Origin of the sequence: Pseudomonas sp. RGM2987 (assembly GCF_022952855.1) — a bacterium.
In the GTDB taxonomy this organism is placed as follows: domain Bacteria; phylum Pseudomonadota; class Gammaproteobacteria; order Pseudomonadales; family Pseudomonadaceae; genus Aquipseudomonas.
Genome location: NZ_JALJDX010000219.1, coordinates 41,985 through 67,364 on the forward strand (window position 1 = coordinate 41,985; position 25,380 = coordinate 67,364).

The window sequence follows — 25,380 nt, forward strand, 5'->3', positions numbered from 1 at the left end:
CGAAATGAAGGAGCGGATTTATTTTCTAAATCCGTCCCCAGCTCTACAGATGACGCCGATTACATTTGAGCGGACAACGCTGGGTAATCGATATACCCCTGCTCGCTACCACTGTAATAGGTACTTTGATCGGCAGGCGCCAGCGGTGCGCCAACCTTGAACCGCTCCGGCAGATCGGGGTTGCTGATGAAAAGGCTGCCAAAGGTCACCGCATCCGCCAAGCCGCTCTCCAGAGCCTGTTCCGCTGTTTTCTGGTCGTAGCCGACATTCACCACAAACAGGCCCGTGAAGCGTTTTCTTGCTTCAGGTGCCAACAGTTTCAGGCCCTCAGGTAATGCCGGCGGCTCCATGAAGTGCAGGATGCCCACTTTCTTTTTTTCCAACGCTTCGACGACAAACATGTAGGTTTGCTCAAGCGTGGAATCGCCCATGTCGTTGTAAGGAATACGCGGTGAGAGCCTTACAGAGACTCGCTCTGGCCCGAATACTTTGATAGCAGCGTCCGTGGCTTCCAACAGGAAACGGGCGCGCTTTTCAATGGTGCCGCCATAAGCGTCGGTTCGTTTGTTGGATCCGTCTTCCAGGAACTGAGCCGGTAAGTAACCGTTAGCACCGTGGACTTCGACGCCGTCAAACCCCGCCGCTTTGGCGGCGCGGGCGGCGGTTTCGTAATCTGCCAGGGTGGCTTGGATTTCGTCGAGGGTCAGTGCCCGTGGCACAACGGACGGCTTGATCCCCTCGTCAGTGAAGGCTTGGCTGTTGAACGGGACGGCCGATGGCGCGACAGGTAATTCGCCATTGTGGAAGTCGGGGTGGGAGGCGCGGCCGGTGTGCCACAGCTGGGCGAAGATCAAACCACCCGCTTCATGGACGGCTTGGGTGACCTTCTTCCATCCAGCAACTTGCTCCGATGTATGGATACCGGGCGTGTTAGTCCAGCCAATGGCTTGGGCGCTGATCTGGGTTCCTTCCGAGAAGATCAGGCCAGCGGATGCTCGCTGTGCGTAATAAGTTGCGGTGAGTTCATCGGCGATTCGGTCTTTCGAGCGCCCTCGGGTCATAGGCGCCATGAACACACGGTTTTTGAAGGCCAGTTGGGCATTGCCGACGGGCGTTAATAGTTTTGAATGGCTCATGAGATTCTCTTTGGCTAACGATGATCTTCAATCGAATGTCCACCCAGCAGCATCCGCGACGCACATGGCGACCCGTTACGCGAATCCGTAAGTAGTTAACTGGAATGTTGATGGGCGCACCGAGGTGCTGACGCGATCACGGTATACCGAATAAATCTAGCGTCAATCAGGCACCTTGAGTCGCGTTGGTAGGTCTGAGGAAACCTGGTTTCCAGACGGATATCACACAAATGACAGGTGCAATGCCTGTCGTTCAGCGGATCAAAATATGGCTGGGTTACTTGCGTCCGATCCGATCAACCAGGCTGGGAAAACGACGCGATTGCAAGCTCTGAAAGGTCTTTGGCCTGATCGAATATTTCCCTGGCGGTTTCAACTTCGGACAGTTTTACAAGTGTCCATTCATGAAGTTGACTCAGGGGCTGTTGCAACGTGCGGCCAAGCGCTGTGATCTGGTATTGCACCGCCACTGGCGAGAGCGATATCACCTGGCGCGACACCAGGCCATTGCGCTCGAGGCGGCGTAAGCACTGTGTCAAAGCCTTCTGGGTAACGCCCTCCAGCCTGCGCCTGATTGCATTGAAACGCTGCGGGCCATCGTCCAGGACGACTAAAACCATCATCGACCACTTGTCAGAGATCTGCTCGAAGAGCGCGCGGCTGGGGCATGCCGATGAAAAGCATTGGGGTTCGATTTCGAGCATTGCGGTTTCCTCTGAAGTACCAAGCGACCGTAGGTTTTTAATTCGCCGCTAGTATCCGGAATATATCGCGAGGAACCGGGACAGTTCTATTACCGCTCAGCCACCGGCCAGATGCCTGTCGATCAACCTCGCCACCTCATCTGCGTGAGTAAAACCCAGGCTGTGATCGGCGCCAGGGAAAACATGCAACTGCGCGTGGGGCAACCGTTGAGCAAGACGCTGACCAACGCGAACGGGGCTGATCGGATCCGCATCGCCCCACAGCAGCAGGACCGGCAGGCGCAACTCGGCCAGCCGCAGTGTGAGGTCGGTGCGGTCGTCGAGAAACCACCTCGGCAGTGTAGGGTTGGCGGCGGCAAATTCCGGGCGCCAGTCCTGTGCGTCCAAGTCGGACATATCCACCCCGCCGGAGGTGACGGTCAGCGTCAGGTGGGTGATCAGCTCCGGCCGTTCAAGCGCCGCCAGCACCGCGACGATACCGCCCATGGATTGCGCCACCAAGGCGGTGGGCCGGTCGATCTCGGCCAACACGCGGGTTGCCAGACTTTGCATGCCGGTGATGTCACGCGCGGGCGGCGTGTCGCCAAAGCCGGGCCAGCCGATATGGCGTTGCTGCGCTGGGTGGGTCAGGCGTTCGGCGACTGGGTGCCAGAATTGGGTGTTGCCTGAGGCGCCGGGGAGGAAGAGGAGTTTGGTGGGGGATGGGGGCATTGGGTTCGGTCCTTGAACATGGGAGATCGAGAGTTGGCAGGAGGGCGAATGTGAATACCGCCAGGCTCGAAACGCCGACTCAACGCTTTTCAGACTCACATTGGCCGCGCAAATTAAGATCGTTGATGCTGGTACAGCTGCCGCCGCTCTGCTTGGCTTCGCAATAGGCTCGCTGATCGTGATCATCGATGCTGTAGCAAGAACCACCTCCCACCTCTGCGCTGCACTGCGCACGCAAGTCATGATCATTGATGCTGGTACAGCTGCCGCCACTCTGCTTGGCTTCGCAATAGGCTCGCTGGTCATGATCATTGATGCTGTTGCAAGAACCTCTCTCCACCTCTGCGCTGCACTGCGCATGCAAGTCGTGATCATTGATGCTGTTGCAACCGCTGCCACTCTCCTTGGCGGCACAATAGGCGCGCTGGTCATGGTCATTGATGCTGTTGCAACCGGCAAACGCATAACCGCTGAACATCAACAACATCGCAAGAATCACTTTCATTTCACACTTCCTTGGGCTTGCCAGGAAACAGCCCGGCGCTGGTTGATCCTGTTGCAAAGAGCGTCTCGTAACGCCATCAAATTGACATCGCCCTGAGGAAAAGTTCCGGAAGCGAATTAAGGGTTTCAGCAGATCAGCGGATGTCGTCTTTATGGGGCTACTTCGCAGCCCAGCGGGGATAAATCCCCTCGCCACAAGGGAGGCGGCGCTTGATAGATTTTTGTGAGTGCTTCGCACTCAAGCGGGAGCAAGCTCCCTCGCCACGGGGCCCAATCTGCCGGCTTTCCTTTAGCCAAACGACTCAAACCGCCGCCGCCTCATGAACAACCCGATCCCAATCGCCACGGCAAAAACCGACAGCAACCCTAAATCAAACCCCAACAAGCGGGTCTGACCGGCGGCAACGCAGCCAACCGCACCCGCCGCCACTATCCAACAGTTCGCGTACACCAAGGGTAAGAACGCTACAGACAGCGCCTTGATCATCGATGCAATGGACCTGCTGTACACCCGACGCTTTGACGGTTTCTGCCTGGTTTCGAGCGACAGTGACTTCACCCGCCTCGCTTCGCGGTTACGAGAAGAAGGTTTGACGGTCTATGAAGATGGCTGGGCCCACTTGGGCGCGCTAGGCACCAACATCAGCAAATTGAGACCTGAGTTCGACCCGCGTACCCAATGGCTATAAAAAGCTCAGTGAGTTGATCAAGGGCAGCCGGATACGTTCGAGCTGCAATCCAGGGGAGCGTCGGGCGTGGGAGGTTCAATACTTTATGCCCGGCATCGGCAGCCTGGCTTGTAGCATCGCTGACTGACAACCGGGGTGCAGAGCATGACACTTCCCTTGCGGGGAGCCCTACTGGAATTAGCGGCCGCATTAGATATCCCCTATACCGACGAACCAAGGATATACAGTCCCACCTTTATGCCCTTCGTATTCCGCCTTTCTTTCAAGCTGCCTTCGACAACAAAACAAACTGATGATGGCTGGGATAATTAATAAGTTGGCTAACCACTGAAATGCATTTGCTGACCCTAGGGTAATCCCCGCAAGTAGATTAATAAGAATCATGCCTATTATTAAAAGGTCGTACTTAATATGACGGCGTTTGATTGAAGCAAAGCTCTCCCAATCATAGATCAACCAATCGTGGGAAAACCCGTCGCATTTGGGACACTTATGGGTCGGCGGAAGGCTGTCTACGATATAACCACAGCCAGGGCATCGAAATTTCATGGCGTTGGTCTTACCCCCTCTCGCTCATTAGACGCCATGTCATGTCGCGTTTCTTGTTGCCGCAACGGTAAACCTATCGAGGACGCGACTGGGCGCCGATGACCCCCGACTACATAAAAGGTTAGCAGGAGACTATCTATTCGCCAGCAGCCGACCGACCGCTTCGGTCGGGACATTGGGGAAGTGGTGTTTTTTATGAGTGCTACGCACTCAAGCAGGAGCAAGCTTCCTCGCCACGGAGTTGGGGTTGCGGTTTTGTGAGGGGGTCAGGGGCGACGATCTGGTTTCTGCTGGCCCTCAGTTGATCCGCCTAGTCAAAATGGCGCTTATATCTTGCGACCTTTTCAGGAAATAACTCTTCGTAAAAAGGATGAGGAATGCCAAGAATGCTTATCTCGATCAAATCGGGCAGAAGCTCTTCCGAGTAATCCAGAATGCCAATGCCAGCACATGGAATGACCAAGCCCGCTTCGGTTTGAACACAAAGCGCTAGAGCCGATTGATCAAGGTGATTGGCGCGGCACTCTTGCTGGATAGCCTGGTACCCATCGGCTGGGACGAATTGACCGAAAGCAACGCCCATTGGGGGATCTCCATCCTCTAGGGCTGAATAGCCCACCAGAAACGGTCCGCTGTAGATTGAAAATCGCGCCAATTGGTTGCCCTTCCTTGCCGGGTACGTCGGACATTACAGGTTTCGTCAGCTAATCGCCATTCGCGGGAGACCATGTGAAACGCAGGTCCCGGCGAGGGATTACAATCTGGATTGCACACGCTCTATCGCCTCGAGAAGCTGACCTTCGAAGTACTCAGTGCCATCTCGTTGCTGCTCTTTCATACGGCGCTTTGCTTCGATGAGCAGATGTTCAGGCGCGATATTCTGCGTAAGAAAAGTAGCAACCATGAGATCACTCAAATTCTTCAGGGGGGTGTCCCCTGCGGCTTTGCAGCGCTGCATCAGCCCTGTATCGTCGCCGTCATTCCATGGACCTAAAAGATCCGACACTGCGAGGTTGGGAGTCATGAACCCTACCTTGAGGGGTTTAGGGACTGGTAATTTCTCACGCTTGGTCGATAGATGAACAGGAAATTAAGAGCCGCTTTTGGTCGAACACAGCCATCCAGGCGATGGGATTTAGCGAACGACATACCGCTGGGGTGTGAATTGATTCTGGATCCTGACTTCCTCGAATCAGACAGATCGTATTGACTGTATTAGGTCTGCTTCGCAGCCCAGCGGGGATGAATCCCCTCGCCACAAGGGAGGCGGCGTTTGATGGATTTTTGTGAGCGCTTCGCACTCAAGCGGGAGCAAGCTCCCTCGCCACGGGGTTTGAGTTGTTGGGCATGAAAAAGGTGAGACCTGTTTCAGAGGCCTCACCCCTTCTCACTTCATTGGTTAGAGATCTCTTGATTGATGCTTACTGGGTCTTTTCAGCATTGAAACCATCAGCGTTTTCAAACACGCCCATAAACCCCGCAACAGTCGCTTCTCGCGCCCAGTCGCGCTGAAGTTCGCAATACATCTGCACGCGGCTGATCAGTTTGGCCCCCGCTTGCTCGATGCGCCGTAACGCGGCCTCGTGTGCGGCAACGGAGGTGCCGCCGACGGCGTCGACCGGCACGTAGACTTCATAACCCGCCTGTATGGCATCAAGTACCGGAAAGGTCAGGCACGCCTCAGTCCAGAGTGCGGTCATGATCAGCTTGCGGCGGCCGGTGGCTTTGACTGCCTGTTTGAACTCGGCGTCTTCCCAACTGTTGATCGAGGTTCGGTCGTAGGTGGGAAGATGACCCAGGACGTTCTGCAGCTCCTGGATCGGCGGTTTATTGCGACCGGTAGCGACGTTGACCGTTGAATGAATAATCGGAAGGTTGTAGTTGATGGCCGCCTTGGCCACGCTCGTGATGTTGAACACCAGTTCGTCACGGGGCATCGAGCGGATCGACGACACTTGGATGGGCTGGTAGTCGATGATGATCAGCGCCGAGTTTTCAGGCGACAAGAGGTGGTCGGTCAAAGGGTTGCGGATTGCCTCGCTTGTCATGTGCTGCTCCTGCTTCTAGTTGTCGTTTGCGCGTGGGACGGTTCGAGGGCTCGCTTGATGGAGGGCGAGCCCGCTGAAGTCGTCACTGCGTTGAGGGTGCTCACTTTCCGGACGACGCGGCCTCTACGGCGACGTCGCCAGGAAGCAGGATTGTGCTGTTGCGCTACTCGACTCAGTAGTAGCATCCCGAGGGTTTCTGTGTCGCAGAATGGGGAACGCTGAGTTGGATATCGAAGCGCTGCAAACCTTTGTAGAGGTCGCCGATGCCGGGGGTATTTCGCCGGCGGCCCTGCGGCTGGGCGTATCCAAATCGATCGTCAGCCGTAGGCTGGTGCGGCTGGAGGCGGAGCTGGGTATCCAGTTGCTCGCGCGAACGACGCGCGGGGCCGCCCTTACCGAGGCTGGAACCGCTTTTCGCGAGCATGCGGCCAGGGTCTGCGCCGAGATCGACATGGCAAAGGAAACGCTGCTGCCGGCAGGGCCCCTTCGCGGTCGGTTACGCATTGCCGCCCCGCTGTCTTTTGGACCGACTCACTTTGCACCGATGCTGGCGCAAATGGCTCGCCGCCATCCCTTGCTGCATATCCAGACCTGCTACAGCGATCGCTTCGTCGATCTGATTGCCGAAGGTTTTGATTGCGCGATACGCGTGGGCTATCTGCCGGACTCGAACCTGATTGCCAGGGGGATCGGCCCGATTTATACCAAGCTCGTCGCCAGCCCCGGTTATATAGAGGCCCATGGCGCGCCTGAATCGCCTGAAGAATTGTCGGCACACGAGGCGCTCATGCAGGGCACCGAATCCTGGCAGTTCATGGATGGCGACAAAGGGGTGACGGTTCGTCCGCACGGACGCTTCAAGGCTGACAACGGCGTCGCGCTGGTCGCCGCCGCCATCGCCGGGTTGGGGGTTGCCTATCTGCCGGATTGCCTGACCTATGAAGGCCTGAAGTCGGGGGCGCTGGTGCCCATCATGACCCGGTACCCACCGCCTCCGGCAGGGGCTTATGTCGTCCGCCCACCGGGGCAGCATCCGGCTCGGAAGATCCATGCGCTCGCAGAACTCTTGATTGAGTCGTTCGGGCAGTCTCCGCACTTCGCAAAGCCGGTTTCCATATGACTTTTTGTGGGCGCTTCGCACCCAAGCGGGAGCAAGCGCCCTCGCCACGGGGTGTTTGCTTTAAGGCCACGAGGCTCCTGCGGTGCTCGCGCTGGTCTCAAAAGCCGCGCCCTCGACATGGTAGACCTTCGGCTCCTCGGAAAAATATTCCTCCAACCCCAGCATGAACAGCCGATGGTCTTCACTCGCTTCGAAGCCCGGGGTGTGGTCCTCCAGTGATTGCCATCGCACGATCAGGTTGAATTGCTCGGGGGTTTCGATCCCTTGCGCCAGCATGTGGCCGCCGTAGCCCTTGGCGCGGGTGAGCAATGGGGCGACTTCGGCAAATGCACTTCGGAACGTTTCGATGCGTTCTTTGTGAACGGGGAGCACAGCGATTTCATAAACCATGATGCACCTCTGAATTGTCTGGGCAGTTACGGAATGAGGGAAGGCTCGACGGCAATCGCGATTTTGCCTCGCAGGCCGTTGTTAGGGCTTTCCAGTCGGGCATGGGCCAGGGGAATGTCGGCCAGCGAATAGACGGCGCCGACGTGGGGGCGCAGCTGACCGCGGGCGATCAGTGCGCTCAACTCGTCGAGCTTGCCGCGGTTTTGCCGGGTGAACACGAAGTGATAGCTCGCGTTCTTGCCCCAGGCCTGGACCAGGTTTTGTGGCTGGGCGATGTCGACGATCGAGACGACGCGGCCCAGTTGGGCGAGCACGTCGGGACTGCGTGACAGGGTGTTGCCGCCGATGGTGTCGAACACGACATCCACGCCGTGGTCAGCGGTTTCCCGAAGGATGGCGTCGACATAATCTTCTTTCTCGTAATCGACGATCACGTCGGCACCCAAGCTTCGGGCGAAGTCAGCGTTGGCTTCGCGCACGGTGGTGAACACCCTGGCACCCATCGCTTTCGCCACTTGGATCGCGACATGCCCGACGCCTCCGGCGCCGCCGTGGACAAGGATGCTCTCCCCGACCCTGAGGGCCGCGCGCACCACCAGTGCTTCCCACACCGTCCCGCCCACCAGGGTCAGGCTGGCGGCCTCAAGATGGCTCAGCTCGGGCGGCTTTTTCCCGACAATGCTTTCGGCCGCGACGTGGTACTCGGCATAGCTGCCTGCCCCTTCAAATATCTGCGGGGTGTACCAGACTTCGTCTCCTGGCTTGAAGGTGGTCACGCCAGGCCCAACGGCTTCGACCACGCCGGAGACGTCGTGGCCGGTGATGGCCGGCAGTGGCACCAGGTCGGGATAGTCGCCGCGTCGAACCTGGTAATCCAGCGGGTTGATGGAAGTGGCATACACCCGCACCAGGACCTGTCCTGCTTGTGGCACGGGCTTGGGCACGTCGCGCAGTTCGAACGATTCAGGACCGCCGAATGATTTAAGCATCATCGCTTTCATGGTAAATCCTCGCATCTAGAAAAAGGGATATCGAGATATCCCGATATACTGCGGTAAAAAAATGCTACAGGTCTTTCCCGATGATCTCGGCGAGCGCACTGATGGTTGCTTCATTGCGTTTGTAGTAAGTCCACTGACCAATGCGCCGGACTTCCACCAGGCCCACCCGTTGCAGCGTCGCCAGATAACCGGACACCGTTGACTGCGACAGGCCGATACCTTCCTGGATACTGCTGACGCAGACGCCGACCGTGTGAACGTCACCCTCATCCTGCGGGGGGAAGTTCTTTGCCGGATCCTTCAAACCTTTCAGGATTTGGAGACGTGTCGGGTTTGAGAGGGCTTTGAATATTTCGAGTAGGTCCATGCGGCGAGGATATCGAGATTTTGCGATATGTCAATACGCAGATTTGAACGACTCTTGGCTAGGGGCTCTGGGGCCGCTTCGCAGCCCAGCGGGGATGAATCCCCTCGCCACAGGGGGCAATGTGCTGGCATTAGGGGCTTGGTGGGTTTTTGTGAGTGCTTTGCACTCAAGCGGGAGCAAGCTCCCTCGCCACGGGTGTTTTTTTGAAGGTATTTGCGAGTCGTCTGTAGGAAGCTTGAACCGAAGGCGATTATTGAAACTTGAGGTGACAAAAAACCGCAACTGGCTTCTACGCAGGTTTTCAGTCTTGTTGAAAACTCCAGGCCTTACGGATTCGTAAGGACGCGATACATGGAGTTCAGCAGGCACCAGTTCACCGCCCATCACGGCATTATTTCTGCATCACTCGTTTCACCGTCATGCCAAGTGACCGTGGCAGGCTCGGCACGCTGTATTTTCAGGACGCCAAAGCGGCGCACTTCGATGTCACCCGGCTGCTGGTAGAGCTCTATGATCATCCAGTCCTGAGGTGCTATAGGCCATGAGTGTAACTACCCAATATCTGCTGGCCGGCCTGGGGATTGTGCTGCTACATCTTTGTGTGAGGCGTTATGTACTCAGGGTACGGCTCGGCCTGACCCTGGTTTGCTTGGGTTTTGTTGTGCTGTTTGTTTTGCCACCGTTCATTGGCAGCATCGATGTCGGCATTTTTGCAATCGCAGCGGTAGCGGCGGGATCGGGGATGTTTTCCAGCCGAAGGATGTATGAGAAATGAACTGGGAAGGGAGTTCGAGTTGCTGCGGCTTTAGGAATGGCGGTCCAGTTTTTTAAGGAACACGGTCATTTCCTTTTCGGCTTGTTTGTCGCCGTGGGCTTGGGCGGCTTGCAGGCCTTGTTCCCAGGCATGGCGGGCGGCCGGGAGGTTGCCTTGGCCTTGGTGGGCCTTGCCCAGGAGTTTCCAGGCGGCGGAGTATTTGGGGTCGAGTTCGATGCAGCGTTGCAGGTGTTCGGCGGCGCGGGGAAAGTCGCCGAGGTCGAGGTAGCCTTTGCCCAGGCCGAAGCGTAGCAGGGGGTTGTCGATGCCCTTGGCTAGCATTTTTTCGAGGGATTCGAGCATGGGGGCTGAGTCCTATTTGGGGTGTGTCAGTGATTGATCTGTTGGGGGTTGACCGCTTTCGCGAGCAAGCCCGCTCCCACAGGGGGATCGGGGTTGTTCACGGCAATTGTGAGCAGTGCAGATCCATTGTGGGAGCGGGCTTGCTCGCGAAAGCAATCGATCAAGCACCGCATACTCTGGATCAGAAAAAACTCAACCCCACATGAAACAGCTTCTCGACATCGCGAATATGTTTTTTGTCCACCAGGAACAGGATCACATGGTCGCCCGTCTGGATCTTGGTGTCGTCATGGGCGATCAGCACTTCTTCGTCGCGGATGATCGCGCCGATGGTGGTGCCTGGCGGCAGGCCGATGTCACGGATGGCCTTGCCGATCACTTTGCTGGACTTGGCATCACCGTGGGCGATCGCTTCAATGGCTTCGGCCGCGCCGCGGCGCAGGGAGTGGACGCTGACGATGTCGCCGCGCCGTACGTGGGCGAGCAAGGTGCCGATGGTTGCCAGTTGCGGGCTGATGGCGATGTCGATGTCGCCGCCCTGGATCAGGTCGACGTAGGCCGGGTTGTTGATGATGGTCATGACCTTCTTCGCCCCCAGGCGCTTGGCCAGCAGCGACGACATGATGTTGGCTTCGTCGTCGTTGGTCAGGGCCAGGAAGATGTCGGCGTCGGCGATGTTTTCTTCCAGCAGCAGGTCCCGGTCCGAGGCGCTGCCTTGCAGGACCACGGTGCTGTCGAGGGTGTCGGAGAGGTAGCGGCAGCGCGCCGGGCTCATCTCGATGATCTTGACCTGATAGCGGCTTTCGATGGCTTCGGCCAGGCGCTCGCCGATCTGCCCGCCGCCGGCGATGACGATGCGCTTGTAGTTCTCGTCGAGGCGGCGCATTTCGCTCATCACCGCGCGAATATTCGCCTTGGCGGCGATGAAAAACACCTCATCGTCCGCTTCGATCACCGTGTCGCCCTGGGGCAGGATCGGCCGGTCCCGGCGGAAAATCGCCGCGACGCGGGTCTCGACATTCGGCATGTGTTCGCGCAGTTGGCGCAGTTGCTGGCCGACCAACGGCCCGCCGTAGTACGCCTTGACCGCCACCAGTTGCGCCTTGCCCTCGGCGAAGTCGATCACCTGCAACGCGCCCGGGTGCTCGATCAGGCGCTTGATGTAGTTGGTCACCACCTGTTCGGGGCTGATCAGCACGTCCACCGGGATCGCTTCGTTGTCGAACAGATCGTTGCGGGTCAGGTAGGCCGCTTCGCGGACGCGGGCGATTTTGGTCGGGGTGTGGAACAAGGTGTGCGCGACCTGACAGGCGACCATGTTGGTTTCGTCGCTATTGGTCACGGCCACCAGCATGTCGGCATCGTCGGCGCCAGCCTGACGCAGCACGGTCGGCAACGAACCACGCCCTTGCACCGTGCGGATGTCCAGGCGATCACCGAGGTTGCGCAGGCGCTCGCCGTCGGTGTCGACCACGGTGATGTCGTTGGCCTCGCTGGCCAGATGTTCCGCCAGCGACCCGCCGACCTGCCCTGCGCCGAGGATGATGATTTTCATCCGCTCACTCCTTTCGAATCGGTCTTAACCGCGTGCGGCGGCGATCTTGATCAGCTTGGCGTAGTAGAAGCCGTCGTGGCCGCCTTCCTGGGCCAGCAACTGGCGACCGTGGGGCTGCTTGAGGCCGGCCTGGGTGGCGATGTCCAGCTCGCGGGCGCCGGGGGTGCGGGCGAGGAACGCTTCGATCACTTTGGTGTTCTCGGTCGGCAGCGTCGAGCAGGTGGCATAGAGCAACATCCCGCCAACGTCGAGGGTCGGCCACAGGGCATCGAGCAGTTCGCCCTGCAACACCGCCAGTGCGGCGATATCGTCCGGCTGGCGGGTAAGCTTGATGTCCGGGTGACGGCGGATCACCCCGGTGGCCGAGCATGGCGCGTCTAGCAGGATCCGCTGGAACGGCTTGCCGTCCCACCAGCTCGCGGTGTCGCGGCCATCGGCGGCGATCAGCTCGGCGTCGAGGCCCAGGCGTTCGAGGTTTTCCTTGACCCGCACCAGACGCTTGGCTTCCAGGTCCACGGCCACCACGCCAGCCAGCTTCGGCTCGACTTCGAGGATGTGGCAGGTCTTGCCGCCCGGCGCGCAGCAGGCGTCGAGCACCCGTTGGCCCGGCGCCAGTTCCAGCAGGTCGGCGGCCAGTTGCGCGGCTTCGTCCTGAACGCTGATCCAGCCTTCGGCAAACCCCGGCAGGGTGCGCACGTCAGCGGGGGTTTCCAGGACAATGCCATCGCGGCTGTACTGGCACGGGATCGCCGGGACGCCCGCCTCGCCCAGCAACGCCAGGTAGGCATCGCGGCTATGGTGGCGACGGTTGACCCGCAGGATCATCGGCGGATGAGCGTTGTTTGCCGCGCAGATGGCTTCCCACTGCTCGGGCCAGAAGGCTTTCAGGGATTTCTGCAACCAGCGTGGGTGGGCGGTGCGCACCACCGGATCGTGCTCAAGCTCGGTCAGCAGGCTTTCGCTTTCCCGTTGGGCGCGGCGCAGCACGGCGTTGAGCAGGGCTTTGGCCCAGGGCTTTTTCAGTTTGTCGGCGCAGCCCACGGTTTCACCGATGGCGGCGTGGGCGGGAACGCGGCTGTAGAGCAATTGATACAGCCCCACCAGCAGCAGCGCTTCGACATCGGCATCTGCGGCCTTGAAAGGCTTTTGCAGCAGCTTCGCCGCCAGCGCCGACAAGCGAGGCTGCCAGCGGGCGGTGCCGAACGCCAGGTCCTGGGTGAAACCGCGATCACGGTCTTCGACCTTGTCCAACTGGGTCGGCAGGGAACTGTTGAGCGAGGCTTTGCCGCTGAGGACAGCGGCCAGGGCCTTGGCGGCGGCCAGACGCGGATTCATGAGGCGTCCGCCGCTTGGCCGAGCACGGTGCCGAGGGCAAATTTCTCACGGCGGCTGTTGAACAGATCGCTGAAGTTCAGCGCCTTGCCGCCAGGCAATTGCAGGCGGGTCAGGCACAGCGCCTGCTCGCCACAGGCGACGACGAGGCCGTCCTTGCTGGCGCCGAGGATTTCCCCCGGTGCGCCCTGCCCTTCGGTCAGACTGGCCGCCAGCACTTTCAGGGCTTCGCCGTTCAAGGTGCTGTGGCAGATCGGCCACGGGTTGAAGGCGCGCACCAGGCGTTCCAGTTCGATGGCCGGGCGGCTCCAGTCGATCCGCGCCTCGTCCTTGTTCAATTTGTGGGCGTAGGTGGCGAGGCTGTCGTCCTGCACTTCGCCCGCCAACGTTCCGGCGGCGAGGCCAGCAATGGCCTGGACCACGGCCGGCGGGCCGATGAGTGCGAGGCGATTGTGCAGGCTGCCGCCGGTGTCTTCGGCGCTGATGGGCGTACTGACTTTCAGCAGCATCGGCCCGGTGTCCAGGCCGGCTTCCATGCGCATCACGGTCACGCCGCTTTCGGCATCGCCCGCTTCCACGGCGCGCTGGATCGGCGCCGCACCGCGCCAGCGCGGCAGCAGCGAGGCGTGGCTGTTGATGCAACCCAGGCGCGGGATGTCCAGCACCACTTGCGGCAGGATCAGGCCGTAGGCGACCACCACCATCAAGTCCGGCTTCAGCGCGGCCAGTTCGGCCTGGGCTTGAGCGTCGCGCAGGGTCGGCGGCTGCAACACCTGGATGGCATTTTCCACGGCCAGCTGCTTGACCGGGCTGGGCATCAGTTTTTGCCCGCGACCGGCCGGGCGATCCGGCTGGGTGTAGACCGCGACGATCTCATGGGGGCTGGCCAGCAGGGCCTTGAGGTGTTCGGCGGCAAATTCGGGGGTGCCGGCAAAGACGATGCGCAGTGGCTCAGTCATGGGAGGCTCTCAGTTCAAAGCAGTCGCAAAAAGAAAAAGGCTTGCCGCGGCAAGCCTTTGAAGGGGGGCATCAAGCATTCTGGCGATGAATCTTTTCCAGTTTTTTCTTGATCCGGTCACGCTTGAGGGTCGACAGGTAATCGACGAATAACTTGCCGTTGAGGTGGTCACACTCGTGCTGGATGCACACCGCCAGCAGGCCTTCGGCGATCAGCTCGTAGGGCTGGCCGTCGCGGTCCAGGGCCTTGATCTTGACCTTCTGCGGGCGGTCGACGTTTTCGTAGAAGCCCGGCACCGAGAGGCAGCCTTCCTGGTATTGGTCCATCTCGTCGGTCAGGGTTTCGAACTCGGGGTTGATGAACACCCGGGGCTCGCTGCGGTCTTCGGAGAGGTCCATGACGACAATACGCTTGTGCACGTTGACCTGGGTCGCGGCGAGGCCGATGCCCGGCGCTTCATACATTGTTTCAAACATGTCATCGACCAGCTGACGCACTTCGTCGTCCACTACGGCCACCGGTTTGGCGATAGTGCGCAGGCGCGGGTCCGGAAATTCGAGAATGTTCAAAATGGCCATAAGCTTGATAAATGCACGTGTGAGGTAAAGTCGGGTGGCTGGCCTGGCGTGTCTTGGGATGCAGGCTACCGTTGTAAAACACAGCTTCGAAGCACAGCGATCGAATCGGAGCGAGCCACGGGGGCTCTGGCGTTTTACGCGAACGCACATAATAAAGGGATTCACCGCATGAGGAAATCACTACTCGCCCTGCTGCTCCTGGCCTCGGCCGGCATCGCGCACGGGCAAGTGCAACTTCGGGAAGGTTTTCCCCAGCAATACACGGTGGTGACGGGCGACACGCTTTGGGACATTTCCGGCAAATTCCTGCGCGAGCCCTGGAAGTGGCCGGAACTCTGGCAGGCCAACCCGCAGATCGAAAACCCCAACCTGATCTACCCCGGCGACACCCTGACCCTGGTCTACGTCAACGGCCAGCCGCGCCTGACCCTCAATCGCGGCGCGTCGCGGGGCACCATCAAGCTGTCGCCACGGGTGCGCAGTTCGCCGGTGGCCGACGCCATCCCTAGCATTCCGCTGCAAGCGATCAACAGCTTTCTGCTGAGCAACCGCATCGTCGACAAACTCGAAGACTTCGACAAGGCGCCGTACATCGTTGCCGGCGATGCCGAACGGGTACTCAGCGGCACCGGAGACCGGATCTTTGCTCGCGGTAAGTTCGATGACAACCAGTCGGCCTACGGCATCTTCCGCCAGGGCAAGGTCTACACCGATCCCGAGACCAAGGAGTTTTTGGGCATCAACGCCGATGACATCGGCGGTGGCGAGGTGATCGCCACAGAAGGCGATGTCACTACCCTGGCGCTGCAACGCACCACCCAGGAAGTGCGCCTCGGCGACCGGCTGTTCAGTGGCGAGGAACGCTCGATCAACTCGACCTTCATGCCCAGTGCGCCGAACACCGAAATCAACGGGCTGATTCTCGACGTGCCTCGCGGCGTGACCCAGATCGGTGCGTTGGACGTGGTGACTGTGAACAAGGGCCGGCGCGATGGCTTGGTCGAAGGCAACGTGCTGGCGGTGATGAAGACCGGCGAAACCGTGCGCGACCGCATCAACGGCCAGCAGGTGAAGATCCCCGACGAACGGGCCGGCTTGCTGATGGTGTTCCGCACCTACGACAAGCTCAGCTATGGCTTGGTGCTCTATGCCTCACGCTCGTTGGCGGTGCTCGACAAGGTGCGTAATCCGTAACGGGTCTCACAAGTTACCAACAGAGTTATCCACAGCTTATTCCCGTTTGTGCGGGACCTATAACGATCAAGGATGATCGCATGTCATTACCTGAATCTGCTCCGGTTTCCCCAGCGGAACTGGAGGCTCGGCTACGCCTTCATCGGTTGCCGCAACTGGGCCCGAAACGTTTCATGACGCTGATGCAAGCCTTCGGCTCGGCCTCGAAAGCTATCAGCGCGCCGGCCAGCGCGTGGCGAGCGCTGGGGTTGCCGGCGGCCTGTGCCGAGGCCAGGCGCGATCCAGATGTGCGCGATAGCGCGGCCCATGCATTGGCCTGGCTAGAGCGTCCCGGCCAGCATTTGCTGATGTGGGACCAGCCTGAGTACCCGGCGCTGTTGGCCGAAATCAGCGACGCGCCACCGCTGTTGTTCGTTGCCGGTGACCCGACGATTCTGGAAAAACCGCAGCTGGCAATGGTTGGCAGCCGGCGGGCGTCGCGTCCGGGCATGGACACGGCGGCGGCGTTTTCCCGCAGCCTGGCCGGGGCCGGTTTTGTCATCACCAGTGGCCTGGCCCTGGGAATTGATGCGGCGGCCCATCAGGCAGCACTGGATGTTGGCGGACGCACCATCGGGGTGCTTGGCACCGGGCTGGAAAATTTTTATCCACAGCGCAATCGTCGGTTGGCCGATGCGATGATCGACCAGGGCAGCGCGGTGCTGTCGGAGTTTGCGTTGGACGCAGCGCCCTATGCCAGCAACTTTCCGCGGCGCAATCGGATCATCAGTGGCTTGTCCCTGGGGGTGCTGGTGGTCGAGGCCAGTGTCGCCAGTGGTTCGCTGATTACCGCGCGATTGGCCGCCGAACAGGGCCGCGAGGTCTACGCCATTCCGGGCTCGATCCATCATCCCGGCGCCCGGGGCTGCCATCAATTGATCCGTGACGGGGCGGCGCTGGTGGAAACGGTCGAGCATATTCTCGAAGCCTTGCGCGGTTGGCAGCGGTTACCCCAGGCCTCAGTGCCTGAACCTGTGACCCATCCGCTGCTGCGCCTGCTGCATGCCGCGCCGCAGAGCAGCGAAGCGCTGGCCGACGCCAGTGGCTGGGGCCTGCCCAAGGTGCTGGCGGCGCTGACTGAACTGGAGATGGAGGGACGAGCCATCTGTGATGCCGGGCGGTGGTTTGCACGCTAGGTTTTATGGGGAAGATCGGTAAACTGCGCACAGCCTTATTTGCGTTGCGGAGAATCTTTCATGGTCAACAGTTGGCGTGTGCAACAAGCCGCACGAGAAGTTCGTGCCGGGGCGGTGATTGCCTATCCAACCGAAGCGGTCTGGGGTTTGGGTTGCGATCCGTGGAACGAAGAGGCGGTGGAGCGGCTGCTGGCGATCAAATCGCGGCGGCCCGACAAAGGCCTGATCCTGGTGGCGGACAACATCCATCAGTTCGATTTTCTGTTCGAAGACTTCCCTGACACCTGGATGGACCGCATGGCCAGCACTTGGCCGGGGCCCAATACCTGGCTGGTGCCGCACCAGAACCTGTTGCCCGAATGGATCACCGGCGTGCACGACACCGTCGCGCTGCGGGTCAGCGACCACCCGACCGTGCGCGACTTGTGCTCGCTGGTCGGCCCGCTGGTCTCCACGTCGGCCAACCCCCAAGGCCGCCCGGCCGCGCGCACGCGGATTCGCGTCGAGCAATACTTCCGCGGGCAACTCGACCTGGTCCTCGGCGGCAACCTGGGCGGACGGAAAAACCCCAGCGTCATCCGCGACCTGGCGACCGGCAAAGTCGTGCGCCCGGACTGAGCCCAAACACATCCCCCACCTTGCCCCCTGTGGGAGCGGGCTTGCTCGCGAAGACGTCGGCACATTCAGCACTAATGTCGCCTGACACACCGCCATCGCGAGCAAGCTCGCTCCCACAGGGGCTTTGTGTCGGATGCAGTGTTCGTGAACACCTCAGATCCAATGTGGGAGCGGGCTTGCCCGCGAAGGCGCCGGCACATTCAGCACTGATGCAAGATGATCCTCTGCTTTCGCGAGCAAGCCCGCTCCCACAGGAGGTTGGCACCAGGCTCAGGGCAGAAGAATAGTCGACCCGGTCGTGCGTCGTGCCGACAACTCCGTATGAGCCTTGGCCGCTTCCGCCAGCGGATAACGCTGGTTGATGTCCACCGTGAGCTTGCCGCTGCTGATCATCGCGAACAGTTCATCCGCCATGCGTTGCAGGTTTTCCGCGTTGTTGGCATAGGTCGCCAGGGTCGGGCGGGTGACGTACAGCGAGCCTTTGGCCGAGAGGATGCCTAGGTTCACGCCGTCCACCGCGCCGGAGGCATTGCCGAAGCTCACCAACAATCCACGTGGAGCCACGCAGTCCAGGGAGGTCAGCCAGGTGTCCTTGCCGACGCCGTCGTACACCACCGGGACTTTTTTACCGTCGGTCAATTCCAGCACGCGCTGTACGACGTTTTCCTTGCTGTAGTCGATGGTTTCCCAAGCGCCATGGGCTTTGGCGACGGCGGCTTTTTCCGGCGAGCTGACGGTGCCGATCAACTTCACGCCCAGGGCCTTGGCCCATTGGCAGGCCAACGAGCCCACGCCGCCGGCGGCCGCGTGAAACAGGATGGTTTCGCCACCCTTGAGTTCATAAGTCTGACGCAACAGGTACTGCACGGTCAGGCCCTTGAGCATCACCCCGGCGGCCTGTTCGAAGCTGATGGATTCCGGCAGATGCACCAGGTTGGCCTCCGGCAACACATGCACATCGCTGTAGGCCCCCAGCGGACCGCTGCCATAGGCCACGCGGTCACCGACCTTGAAGCGCTTGACCTCGCTGCCGACCGCCTCGACCACGCCCGCGCCCTCCGCGCCCAGGCCCGACGGCAACGCCGGTGGTGGATAGAGACCGCTGCGGTAATAGGTGTCGATGAAATTCAGGCCGATCGCCCGGTTGCTCACGCGTACTTGTTGCGGGCCCGGCTCGGCGGGCTGGTAATCCACGTACTCGAGTACGTCGGGGTCGCCGTGGGAACTGAACTGGATACGTTTGGCCATCTCACTTTCTCCTTGTCGTGGGACTTTTTACCAGGCCTGCTATCGGACTCCTAAGCTTGACCGTCGTCAACTGTGGCGTGGGCAGGTGCGGTGGTATCCTGTGCGCCCGTTTGCCACCGGCCCGTTGTACGCCGCGTAGCGTAGCCCTGATCAAGGTGATGTCATGTCCACTCGCACCGAGGCGGTGAAAGCCTATTTGCTCGACCTGCAAGACCGTATCTGCGCCGCCCTGGAAACCGAAGACGGCGGCACGCGCTTCGTCGAAGACGCCTGGACCCGGCCAGCCGGCGGTGGCGGTCGTACGCGAGTGATCGAAAACGGCACGGTCATCGAAAAGGGCGGCGTGAACTTTTCCCACGTCTTCGGCAGCGGTCTGCCGCCGTCGGCCAGTGCCCACCGGCCGGAACTGGCCGGGCGCGGGTTCGAGGCCCTGGGCGTGTCGCTGGTGATCCACCCACATAACCCCCATGTGCCGACGTCCCACGCCAACGTGCGCTTTTTCATCGCCGAGAAGGAAGGCGAGGAGCCGGTCTGGTGGTTCGGCGGCGGCTTCGACCTGACGCCCTACTACGGCGTCGCGGAAGATTGCGTGCATTGGCACCGGGTCGCCGAGCAGGCCTGCGCGCCCTTCGGCCCCGAGGTGTACCCGCGCTACAAGGCCTGGTGCGACAGCTATTTCCACCTCAAGCATCGCAACGAGCCCCGGGGCATCGGCGGCCTGTTCTTCGACGACCTGAACGCGTGGGATTTCGACACCAGCTTCGCCTTCATGCGGGCCATTGGCGACGCCTACATCGATGCCTACCTGCCGATCATGCGTCGGCGCAAACACGATCCGTTCACGGCCAAGCAACGGGAATTCCAGGAATACCGCCGCGGGCGCTACGTGGAATTCAACCTGGTCTACGACCGCGGCACCCTGTTCGGCCTGCAATCGGGCGGGCGCACCGAATCGATCCTGATGTCGCTGCCGCCGCAAGTGCGCTGGGGCTACGACTGGAAAGCCGAGCCGGGCAGCGAAGAAGCACGCCTGACCGAGTATTTCCTACAGGACCGCGATTGGCTGGCGACGGCCTGAGGGGATGTCCATGGATCGCTACGTTGTCATGGGTAACCCGATCGGCCACAGCAAGTCGCCGTTGATCCATCGCCTGTTCGCCGAACAGACCGGGCAGGCGCTGGACTACACCACGCTGCTGGCGCCCCTGGAAGATTTTTCCGGTTGTGCGCAGGAATTTTTCCGTGAAGGTTGCGGGGCAAATGTCACGGTGCCGTTCAAGGAAGACGCCTACCGCCTGGCCGACAGCCTGACCGAGCGCGCGCAGCGGGCCGGGGCGGTCAATACCTTGAGCAAACTGGCCGACGGTAGCCTGTTGGGTGATAACACCGATGGCGCCGGGCTGGTCCGCGACCTGACCGTCAACGCCGGCTTCAGCCTCAAGGGCAAGCGCATCCTGTTGCTGGGCGCCGGTGGTGCGGTGCGCGGCGCCCTGGAGCCGCTGCTGGCCGAAGGGCCGGCTTCGGTGATCATCGCCAATCGCACAGTGGAAAAGGCCGAATTGCTCGCCGAACTGTTCGCCGACCTGGGCCCGGTCTCGGCCAGTGGCTTCGACTGGCTGCAAGAGCCGGTGGACCTGATCATCAACGCCACGTCGGCCAGCCTGTCAGGGGATGTACCGCCGATTGCCGGAAGTTTGATTGAGCCCGGCAAGACGTTTTGCTACGACATGATGTATGGCAAGGAGCCTACGTCGTTCTGCCGCTGGGCCAGCGAACAAGGCGCCGCAGTGGCGATGGATGGCTTGGGGATGTTGGCTGAACAGGCGGGCGAAGCGTTCTACCTGTGGCGCGGGGTGCGGCCGGATACGGCGCCGGTGTTGGCTGAGCTGCGTCGACAGCTAGCGCTATAAACGTGGCGAGGGAGCTTGCTCCCGCTGGAGGGCGAAGCCCTCCTCAATAAACGGCGCCCTCAGTTTCTTGGGGGCCGCTGCGCAGCCCAGCGGGAGCAAGCTCCCTCGCCACAGTAAGCTCCCTCGCTACAGGGGATTGTCTCAAGTCTTGAGAATGTTCAATCCTCAAAAAGAATCGGGCATTTCTCCGCGCCCTCCAGCTTCTTCAACTCCTCCACCACCTGCGGCCTGGCCCGGCGCAGGGTCAGGCTGCGGCCCTGGCTGCGCAGGCGCCGGGCTTCGTGGTGGAGCATTTCCACCCCGGAGTAATCGATGAAGTTGATCTGCTGGGCGTCGATGACCACCTGTTGCCCCTGCAAGCGTTGCAGGCGCACTTGCAGGTAATGGCTGGCGCCGAAGAAGATCGAGCCGCCGACCCGCAGGATGTCTGCCTCGCCTTCGCGCAGATGTTGCACCCGGGGTTGCGAGGTGCGCTTGAGGTAGAAGAACAGCGACGCCAGCACACCGGCGTAGATCGCGGTTTGCAGTTCCAGCAGCAAGGTCGCCAGGCAGGTCAGGCCCATCACCATGAACTCTGAGCGGCTCACCCGATACAGAGCCCGGATGCCGCGATGGTCCACCAGGCCCCAGGCGATCAGCAGAATGCTGCCGGCCATGGCCGGGATTGGGATGTGCGCGATCAGTTGCGCCCCAGCCACGGCAAACAACGCCACCCACAACGCCGAGAACACCCCGGCCAATGGCGAGCAGGCCCCCGCTTCATAGCTCAGACCGGAACGGGTAAAGGAGCCGGCCGACAAGGATCCGGCGAAAAATCCTCCAACGAGATTGGAAAGTCCCTGCGCCCTCACCTCCTGGTTTGCATCGAGCAATTGCCCGGAACGTACCGAGAGCGAGCGGGCGATGGACAGGCTGGTCACCAGCCCGAGCATGCCCACCGCGACGGCGCCGGGCAGCAGGCGCAGGATCAGCTCCAGGTCCAGAGGCAGCGGCGTGAATGGCGGTAGGCGCCCGACAAAGGCGCTGACCAGCGCCACATGCCCGAACATCGCCGGCCACGCCCAGGCCACCAGACTGCTGATGACCAAGGTTATCAACAGGCTCGGCCAGCGCGGCAGCAGGCGCTTGAGCACCACACCCAGCACCAGCGTCCCCAACCCCAGCAGCAGCGAAGGGTTATCCACAGCCCCGATATGGTTGAGCAGCACCAGCAAGCCTTTCAGTGCAGTGGCCTCGTTCGGCAGGCTCAGGCCCAGCAGGTTCGGCAACTGCCCCAGGGCGATGACCACCGCCGCCCCCAGGGTGAAACCCAGCACCACCGAGTGCGAGACGAAATTCACCAGCGCGCCGAACCGCAACAGCCCCAGCAACCACTGGAAAATGCCCGCCAGCACCGTGAGCAACAGGATCAGCGTGACGTAATCCTGGGTAGCGGGAATAGCCAGGGGACTGACGCTGGCATACAGAACGATGGAGATCGCCGCCGTAGGCCCGCAGATCAGGTGCCACGACGAACCCCACAGGCACGCGATCAGCACCGGCACAATCGCCGCGTACAAGCCATATTCCGGTGGCAGCCCGGCGATCAGGGCGTAGGCGATCGATTGCGGCAAGGCCAGGATCGCGCCACTCAGGCCGACGATAAGATCTCGCCCGACACTGGCCCGGGTCTGCCGGGGCAGCCAGCTCAGGAATGGGAAAAGTGAGTGGCGCGAAGGGATTGCCATGGAGCCTCAAGGATGGGGTTTGGCGAAAGAGTAACAGGCGGCAAGGGCTTACTGTGGCGAGGGAGCTTGCTCCCGCTGGAGGGCGAAGCCCTCCCCAAACCCGAGCGCGCTGGTTCTTGGGGCCGCTGCGCAGCCCAGCGGGAGCAAGCTCCCTCGCCACAGTGGATCAAGCCAGACGTTGAGTAGACGGCTTGAGCTCGGGCCTCAGAGCTTGGCCTTCACCGCCGCCAACGCATCCTTGCCATCGACGGTCTGCACGCCGTCCAGCCATTTATCCAGCACCGCCGGGTTGGCCTTGATCCAGGCCTTGGCCGCGTCGGCGTTGCTGACTTTCTTGTTCACCACCTCGGACATGATGCTGTTTTCCATTTCCTGGGTGAAGCTCAGGTTGGTCAGCAGCTTGCCGACGTTCGGGCAGGCCTGTGCATAACCTTTGCGAGTCAGGGTGTAGACGCTGCCGGTGTCGCCGAAGTATTTCTCGCCGCCCTTGAGGTAGTGCATTTTCAGCTGCACGTTCATCGGGTGCGGGGTCCAGCCGAGGAAGGTCACGAATTTCTGTTTCTTCACCGCCCGGGAGACTTCCGCCAGCATCGCCTGCTCGCTGGACTCCACCAGTTTCCACTCGCCCATGCCGAAATCGTTGGTCTTGATGATTTCTTTCAAAGACAGGTTGGCTGGGGCGCCCGAGCCGATGCCGTAGATTTTTTTCTCGAATTTGTCGGCGAATTTGTTCAGGTCGGCAAAGTTATGCACACCCGCGTCCCAGACATAGTCCGGAACCGCCAGGGTGAATTCGGTGCCATCGAGGTTCTTGGCCAACTGGGTGACGTCGCCATTGGCAACGAATTTATCGTAGAAGCCCTGCTGCGCCGGCATCCAGTTGCCCAGGAACACGTCCACCTGCCCATCCTTCAGGCCACCGAAGGTGATCGGCACCGCCAGGGTGTCGACCTTGGCCTTGTAGCCCATCCCATCCAGCAGGAAACCGGTAATGGCGTTGGTCGCCGCGATGTCGCTCCAGCCCGGGTCGGCCATCTTCACCGTTTCGCAGCTCTGCTCGGCCCACGCCGAAACACTGCTCAATGCCAGCAGCCCGGCGGCCAGTACTGTGGATAACTTTTGCATGTGCTTCCCCTTACGTTATTGGTGTTGGCAGGGTTGTGGATAACGGGCCTTGCGCTCCAGATCATCGAGGTCGATGTGGTTACGCATGTACTGCTGACTGGCGTCAACCAACGGCTGGTGATCCCAGCTCTTGAGTTTGCCCAGGGTCAGCGCCTGGGCGACAAAACGGCGGCGTCGCTGGCTGGCGAGCACCTGTTGGTGAATGGTCGGGATGTCCCATTTGGCCCGCGCTTCGGCGAGAAAATCCCTGAACAGTTGCTGATGTTCGGCGGACCGGCTCAGGTCTTCCAGCTCCTTGGGATCGTTGCGCACGTCGAACAACAGGCACGGGTCGTCCTCGCTGTAGATGAATTTCCACGGACCACGACGGATCATCATCAATGGGCTGATGGTGCCTTCGGCCATGTATTCGCCGAAGACTTCGTCGTGCCCGCCCTGCCCTTGCAGATGCGGCACCAAGGACCGGCCATCCAGCGGCAAGCCCGGCTCCAGCGTGCCGCCCGCCAGTTCCACCAGGGTCGGCAGCAAGTCGGCGGTGGACACCGAGGCGCTGACCCGGCCACTGGCGAACTGCCCCGGTGCGCTGATCAGCAGCGGCACCCGAGCGGCCATCTCGAACCAGTGCATTTTGTACCAGAGGCCTTTTTCACCGAGCATGTCCCCGTGATCGCCGGAGAACACAATAATCGTATCGTCCAGCAGACCGGTGTCTTCCAGGGTTTGCAGCAGCTTGCCGATGTTGCTGTCGATGTAGCTGCAAGCGCCGAAATACGCTCGGCGTGCGTCACGGATCTTATCCACAGGCAGTGGCTTTTCCCACAGGTCGTAAACTTTCAGCAGACGCTGGGAATGCGGATCGAGCTCGGTTTGCGCCGGGGTGTGCGGCAGCGCAATGTCGTTGTCGTCGTACAGGTCCCAGAAGGTCTTGGGGATGGTGTACGGGTCGTGTGGGTGAGTCATCGACACCGTCAGGCAGAACGGCTGGTCGCCGTCCTCGCGGATGTGATCGAACAGGTATTGCTGGGCCTTGAACACCACCTCTTCGTCGAAATCCAGCTGGTTGGTGCGCACGCAGGGCCCGGCCTGCAACACCGAGGACATGTTGTGATACCAGCTCGGCCGCACATCCGGCTCGTCCCAGTTCACCGCCCAGCCGTAGTCGGCCGGGTAGATATCGCTGGTCAGGCGTTCTTCGTAGCCGTGCAACTGGTCGGGGCCGCAAAAGTGCATCTTGCCGGACAACGCCGTGCGATAGCCGAGACGGCGCAGGTAGTGAGCGTACGTCGGCACGTCCCCCGGGAAATCCGCCGCGTTATCGTAGGCGCCGATCTTGCTGGGCAACTGACCGCTGACCAGGGTGAAACGCGACGGTGCGCACAGCGGGCTGTTGCAATAGGCGGCGTCGAACACCACGCCCTGCTCGGCCAGGCGCGTCAGGTTCGGCAGCTTGATCGGCGAAGGGCCGTAGATCGGCAACATTGGCGCGGCCATCTGATCGGCCATGATGAAAAGAATGTTCTTGCGCTTCATGTAATCGCGGCATTCCATAGTAGGCAGTTATGCGAGATTGCTGCGATCGAGCATGTAGCCCCCAGGTATTGGGGTAAAGCCCATGCAGGATAAT

General features: G+C 60.8%; 26 protein-coding genes and 1 pseudogene. 8 read left to right on the forward strand and 19 right to left on the reverse strand.

Translation table 11 applies throughout. From position 1 onward, the window contains the following. Positions 1-59: 59 nt before the first annotated feature. The 4 genes from RGM2987_RS23920 to RGM2987_RS27615 all read right to left on the reverse strand — a co-directional run bounded on the left by RGM2987_RS23920 (position 60) and on the right by RGM2987_RS27615 (position 3,056). Positions 60-1,136 (reverse strand): alkene reductase, encoded by a 1,077-nt coding sequence (locus RGM2987_RS23920; RefSeq protein WP_245145301.1) that lies wholly within the window; start codon positions 1,134-1,136, stop codon positions 60-62. 296 nt (positions 1,137-1,432) lie between these two features. Then, positions 1,433-1,840 carry a helix-turn-helix domain-containing protein gene (locus RGM2987_RS23925; protein ID WP_245145303.1) on the reverse strand — a complete coding sequence of 136 codons (408 nt, stop codon included), beginning with the start codon at positions 1,838-1,840 and terminating at the stop codon, positions 1,433-1,435. Positions 1,841-1,936: 96 nt separating this feature from the next. Next, entirely contained in the window at positions 1,937-2,551 is a 615-nt protein-coding gene (locus tag RGM2987_RS23930; RefSeq protein WP_245145306.1) for an alpha/beta fold hydrolase, read from the reverse strand. Positions 2,552-2,630: 79 nt separating this feature from the next. Continuing rightward, complete coding sequence (locus RGM2987_RS27615; RefSeq protein ID WP_348529651.1) at positions 2,631-3,056, reverse strand: hypothetical protein; 426 nt, start codon at positions 3,054-3,056, stop codon at positions 2,631-2,633. Positions 3,057-3,486: 430 nt separating this feature from the next. On the opposite strand from RGM2987_RS27615, the pseudogene RGM2987_RS23935 reads away from it, so the two are divergent. Further along, a pseudogene (locus RGM2987_RS23935) lies at positions 3,487-3,858 on the forward strand (NYN domain-containing protein); the annotation flags it as partial. A gap of 745 nt (positions 3,859-4,603) precedes the next feature. Here RGM2987_RS23935 and RGM2987_RS23940 read toward each other — a convergent pair. The 3 genes from RGM2987_RS23940 to RGM2987_RS23950 all read right to left on the reverse strand — a co-directional run bounded on the left by RGM2987_RS23940 (position 4,604) and on the right by RGM2987_RS23950 (position 6,341). Beyond that, positions 4,604-4,876 (reverse strand): hypothetical protein, encoded by a 273-nt coding sequence (locus RGM2987_RS23940; RefSeq protein ID WP_245145308.1) that lies wholly within the window; start codon positions 4,874-4,876, stop codon positions 4,604-4,606. Between the two features lie 171 nt (positions 4,877-5,047). Then, complete coding sequence (locus RGM2987_RS23945) at positions 5,048-5,317, reverse strand: hypothetical protein (RefSeq protein ID WP_245145310.1); 270 nt, start codon at positions 5,315-5,317, stop codon at positions 5,048-5,050. Between the two features lie 397 nt (positions 5,318-5,714). Beyond that, positions 5,715-6,341: a hydrolase gene (locus RGM2987_RS23950; RefSeq protein WP_245145312.1), complete on the reverse strand. Its 627-nt coding sequence runs from the start codon at positions 6,339-6,341 to the stop codon at positions 5,715-5,717. A 223-nt stretch (positions 6,342-6,564) separates the two neighbouring features. On the opposite strand from RGM2987_RS23950, the gene RGM2987_RS23955 reads away from it, so the two are divergent. Then, positions 6,565-7,461 (forward strand): LysR family transcriptional regulator, encoded by an 897-nt coding sequence (locus RGM2987_RS23955; protein ID WP_245145315.1) that lies wholly within the window; start codon positions 6,565-6,567, stop codon positions 7,459-7,461. A gap of 60 nt (positions 7,462-7,521) precedes the next feature. Here the strand turns inward: RGM2987_RS23955 and RGM2987_RS23960 are convergent, their stop codons facing one another. From RGM2987_RS23960 to RGM2987_RS23970, 3 genes are all read right to left on the reverse strand, one after another. Further along, positions 7,522-7,851, reverse strand: a complete 330-nt coding sequence (locus tag RGM2987_RS23960) for an antibiotic biosynthesis monooxygenase (protein WP_245145317.1) — start codon at positions 7,849-7,851, stop codon at positions 7,522-7,524. Positions 7,852-7,877: 26 nt separating this feature from the next. Then, a complete protein-coding gene (locus RGM2987_RS23965) occupies positions 7,878-8,852 on the reverse strand; it encodes a zinc-dependent alcohol dehydrogenase family protein (RefSeq protein WP_245145318.1) in 975 nt (324 codons plus the stop codon). Positions 8,853-8,916: 64 nt separating this feature from the next. Continuing rightward, positions 8,917-9,219, reverse strand: coding sequence for a metalloregulator ArsR/SmtB family transcription factor (locus RGM2987_RS23970; protein WP_003177098.1), 303 nt, complete (start codon positions 9,217-9,219; stop codon positions 8,917-8,919). 541 nt (positions 9,220-9,760) lie between these two features. Here RGM2987_RS23970 and RGM2987_RS23975 point away from each other — a divergent pair. Then, positions 9,761-9,994: a hypothetical protein gene (locus RGM2987_RS23975; RefSeq protein ID WP_245145320.1), complete on the forward strand. Its 234-nt coding sequence runs from the start codon at positions 9,761-9,763 to the stop codon at positions 9,992-9,994. Between the two features lie 30 nt (positions 9,995-10,024). On the opposite strand, the gene RGM2987_RS23980 is transcribed toward RGM2987_RS23975, so the two are convergent. The 5 genes from RGM2987_RS23980 to def form a co-directional block, all read right to left on the reverse strand. Then, positions 10,025-10,336, reverse strand: a complete 312-nt coding sequence (locus tag RGM2987_RS23980) for a tetratricopeptide repeat protein (RefSeq protein WP_245145323.1) — start codon at positions 10,334-10,336, stop codon at positions 10,025-10,027. Positions 10,337-10,517: 181 nt separating this feature from the next. Next, positions 10,518-11,891, reverse strand: coding sequence for a Trk system potassium transporter TrkA (trkA, locus tag RGM2987_RS23985; RefSeq protein ID WP_245145331.1), 1,374 nt, complete (start codon positions 11,889-11,891; stop codon positions 10,518-10,520). A gap of 24 nt (positions 11,892-11,915) precedes the next feature. Continuing rightward, complete coding sequence (rsmB, locus tag RGM2987_RS23990; RefSeq protein ID WP_245145334.1) at positions 11,916-13,226, reverse strand: 16S rRNA (cytosine(967)-C(5))-methyltransferase RsmB; 1,311 nt, start codon at positions 13,224-13,226, stop codon at positions 11,916-11,918. Next, positions 13,223-14,182 carry a methionyl-tRNA formyltransferase gene (gene fmt / locus RGM2987_RS23995; protein WP_245145337.1) on the reverse strand — a complete coding sequence of 320 codons (960 nt, stop codon included), beginning with the start codon at positions 14,180-14,182 and terminating at the stop codon, positions 13,223-13,225. The genes rsmB and fmt overlap by 4 nt, the downstream gene beginning before the upstream one ends. A 70-nt stretch (positions 14,183-14,252) precedes the next feature. Further along, complete coding sequence (gene def, locus RGM2987_RS24000; protein WP_245145340.1) at positions 14,253-14,759, reverse strand: peptide deformylase; 507 nt, start codon at positions 14,757-14,759, stop codon at positions 14,253-14,255. A gap of 168 nt (positions 14,760-14,927) precedes the next feature. On the opposite strand from def, the gene RGM2987_RS24005 reads away from it, so the two are divergent. The 3 genes from RGM2987_RS24005 (at position 14,928) to RGM2987_RS24015 (ending at position 17,746) form a co-directional block, all read left to right on the forward strand. Further along, on the forward strand, positions 14,928-15,953 hold the full coding sequence (locus tag RGM2987_RS24005) for a LysM domain-containing protein (RefSeq protein ID WP_245145342.1): 1,026 nt from the start codon (positions 14,928-14,930) through the stop codon (positions 15,951-15,953). A gap of 80 nt (positions 15,954-16,033) precedes the next feature. Further along, positions 16,034-17,128 (forward strand): DNA-processing protein DprA, encoded by a 1,095-nt coding sequence (gene dprA / locus RGM2987_RS24010; RefSeq protein ID WP_245145343.1) that lies wholly within the window; start codon positions 16,034-16,036, stop codon positions 17,126-17,128. Between the two features lie 60 nt (positions 17,129-17,188). Further along, positions 17,189-17,746, forward strand: a complete 558-nt coding sequence (locus RGM2987_RS24015) for an L-threonylcarbamoyladenylate synthase (RefSeq protein WP_245145345.1) — start codon at positions 17,189-17,191, stop codon at positions 17,744-17,746. A 270-nt stretch (positions 17,747-18,016) separates the two neighbouring features. Here RGM2987_RS24015 and RGM2987_RS24020 read toward each other — a convergent pair whose 3' ends face one another. Beyond that, positions 18,017-18,994: an NADPH:quinone reductase gene (locus RGM2987_RS24020; protein ID WP_245145347.1), complete on the reverse strand. Its 978-nt coding sequence runs from the start codon at positions 18,992-18,994 to the stop codon at positions 18,017-18,019. A 163-nt stretch (positions 18,995-19,157) separates the two neighbouring features. On the opposite strand from RGM2987_RS24020, the gene hemF reads away from it, so the two are divergent. Next, on the forward strand, positions 19,158-20,072 hold the full coding sequence (gene hemF / locus RGM2987_RS24025; protein ID WP_245145349.1) for an oxygen-dependent coproporphyrinogen oxidase: 915 nt from the start codon (positions 19,158-19,160) through the stop codon (positions 20,070-20,072). A 10-nt stretch (positions 20,073-20,082) separates the two neighbouring features. Then, entirely contained in the window at positions 20,083-20,904 is an 822-nt protein-coding gene (gene aroE, locus RGM2987_RS24030; protein ID WP_245145352.1) for a shikimate dehydrogenase, read from the forward strand. 158 nt (positions 20,905-21,062) lie between these two features. On the opposite strand, the gene RGM2987_RS24035 is transcribed toward aroE, so the two are convergent. The 3 genes from RGM2987_RS24035 to betC all read right to left on the reverse strand — a co-directional run bounded on the left by RGM2987_RS24035 (position 21,063) and on the right by betC (position 25,286). Continuing rightward, positions 21,063-22,631 carry a SulP family inorganic anion transporter gene (locus tag RGM2987_RS24035; protein ID WP_245145353.1) on the reverse strand — a complete coding sequence of 523 codons (1,569 nt, stop codon included), beginning with the start codon at positions 22,629-22,631 and terminating at the stop codon, positions 21,063-21,065. 204 nt (positions 22,632-22,835) lie between these two features. After that, positions 22,836-23,756 (reverse strand): choline ABC transporter substrate-binding protein, encoded by a 921-nt coding sequence (gene choX, locus RGM2987_RS24040; protein WP_245145354.1) that lies wholly within the window; start codon positions 23,754-23,756, stop codon positions 22,836-22,838. A gap of 15 nt (positions 23,757-23,771) precedes the next feature. Further along, positions 23,772-25,286 carry a choline-sulfatase gene (gene betC, locus RGM2987_RS24045; RefSeq protein WP_245145355.1) on the reverse strand — a complete coding sequence of 505 codons (1,515 nt, stop codon included), beginning with the start codon at positions 25,284-25,286 and terminating at the stop codon, positions 23,772-23,774. Between the last annotated feature and the right edge of the window lie 94 nt (positions 25,287-25,380).

Excerpts from the sequence above, each read along its gene's own strand:
- RGM2987_RS23920 (WP_245145301.1), bottom strand. The coding sequence starts at position 1,136 with ATGAGCCATTCAAAACTATTAACGCCCGTCGGCAATGCCCAACTGGCC.
- RGM2987_RS23925 (WP_245145303.1), bottom strand. The coding sequence starts at position 1,840 with ATGCTCGAAATCGAACCCCAATGCTTTTCATCGGCATGCCCCAGCCGC.
- RGM2987_RS23930 (WP_245145306.1), bottom strand. The coding sequence starts at position 2,551 with ATGCCCCCATCCCCCACCAAACTCCTCTTCCTCCCCGGCGCCTCAGGC.
- RGM2987_RS27615 (WP_348529651.1), bottom strand. The coding sequence starts at position 3,056 with ATGAAAGTGATTCTTGCGATGTTGTTGATGTTCAGCGGTTATGCGTTT.
- RGM2987_RS23940 (WP_245145308.1), bottom strand. The coding sequence starts at position 4,876 with ATGGGCGTTGCTTTCGGTCAATTCGTCCCAGCCGATGGGTACCAGGCT.
- RGM2987_RS23945 (WP_245145310.1), bottom strand. The coding sequence starts at position 5,317 with ATGACTCCCAACCTCGCAGTGTCGGATCTTTTAGGTCCATGGAATGAC.
- RGM2987_RS23950 (WP_245145312.1), bottom strand. The coding sequence starts at position 6,341 with ATGACAAGCGAGGCAATCCGCAACCCTTTGACCGACCACCTCTTGTCG.
- RGM2987_RS23960 (WP_245145317.1), bottom strand. The coding sequence starts at position 7,851 with ATGGTTTATGAAATCGCTGTGCTCCCCGTTCACAAAGAACGCATCGAA.
- RGM2987_RS23965 (WP_245145318.1), bottom strand. The coding sequence starts at position 8,852 with ATGAAAGCGATGATGCTTAAATCATTCGGCGGTCCTGAATCGTTCGAA.
- RGM2987_RS23970 (WP_003177098.1), bottom strand. The coding sequence starts at position 9,219 with ATGGACCTACTCGAAATATTCAAAGCCCTCTCAAACCCGACACGTCTC.
- RGM2987_RS23975 (WP_245145320.1), top strand. The coding sequence starts at position 9,761 with ATGAGTGTAACTACCCAATATCTGCTGGCCGGCCTGGGGATTGTGCTG.
- RGM2987_RS23980 (WP_245145323.1), bottom strand. The coding sequence starts at position 10,336 with ATGCTCGAATCCCTCGAAAAAATGCTAGCCAAGGGCATCGACAACCCC.
- trkA (WP_245145331.1), bottom strand. The coding sequence starts at position 11,891 with ATGAAAATCATCATCCTCGGCGCAGGGCAGGTCGGCGGGTCGCTGGCG.
- rsmB (WP_245145334.1), bottom strand. The coding sequence starts at position 13,226 with ATGAATCCGCGTCTGGCCGCCGCCAAGGCCCTGGCCGCTGTCCTCAGC.
- fmt (WP_245145337.1), bottom strand. The coding sequence starts at position 14,182 with ATGACTGAGCCACTGCGCATCGTCTTTGCCGGCACCCCCGAATTTGCC.
- def (WP_245145340.1), bottom strand. The coding sequence starts at position 14,759 with ATGGCCATTTTGAACATTCTCGAATTTCCGGACCCGCGCCTGCGCACT.
- RGM2987_RS24005 (WP_245145342.1), top strand. The coding sequence starts at position 14,928 with ATGAGGAAATCACTACTCGCCCTGCTGCTCCTGGCCTCGGCCGGCATC.
- dprA (WP_245145343.1), top strand. The coding sequence starts at position 16,034 with ATGTCATTACCTGAATCTGCTCCGGTTTCCCCAGCGGAACTGGAGGCT.
- RGM2987_RS24015 (WP_245145345.1), top strand. The coding sequence starts at position 17,189 with ATGGTCAACAGTTGGCGTGTGCAACAAGCCGCACGAGAAGTTCGTGCC.
- RGM2987_RS24020 (WP_245145347.1), bottom strand. The coding sequence starts at position 18,994 with ATGGCCAAACGTATCCAGTTCAGTTCCCACGGCGACCCCGACGTACTC.
- hemF (WP_245145349.1), top strand. The coding sequence starts at position 19,158 with ATGTCCACTCGCACCGAGGCGGTGAAAGCCTATTTGCTCGACCTGCAA.
- aroE (WP_245145352.1), top strand. The coding sequence starts at position 20,083 with ATGGATCGCTACGTTGTCATGGGTAACCCGATCGGCCACAGCAAGTCG.
- RGM2987_RS24035 (WP_245145353.1), bottom strand. The coding sequence starts at position 22,631 with ATGGCAATCCCTTCGCGCCACTCACTTTTCCCATTCCTGAGCTGGCTG.
- choX (WP_245145354.1), bottom strand. The coding sequence starts at position 23,756 with ATGCAAAAGTTATCCACAGTACTGGCCGCCGGGCTGCTGGCATTGAGC.
- betC (WP_245145355.1), bottom strand. The coding sequence starts at position 25,286 with ATGAAGCGCAAGAACATTCTTTTCATCATGGCCGATCAGATGGCCGCG.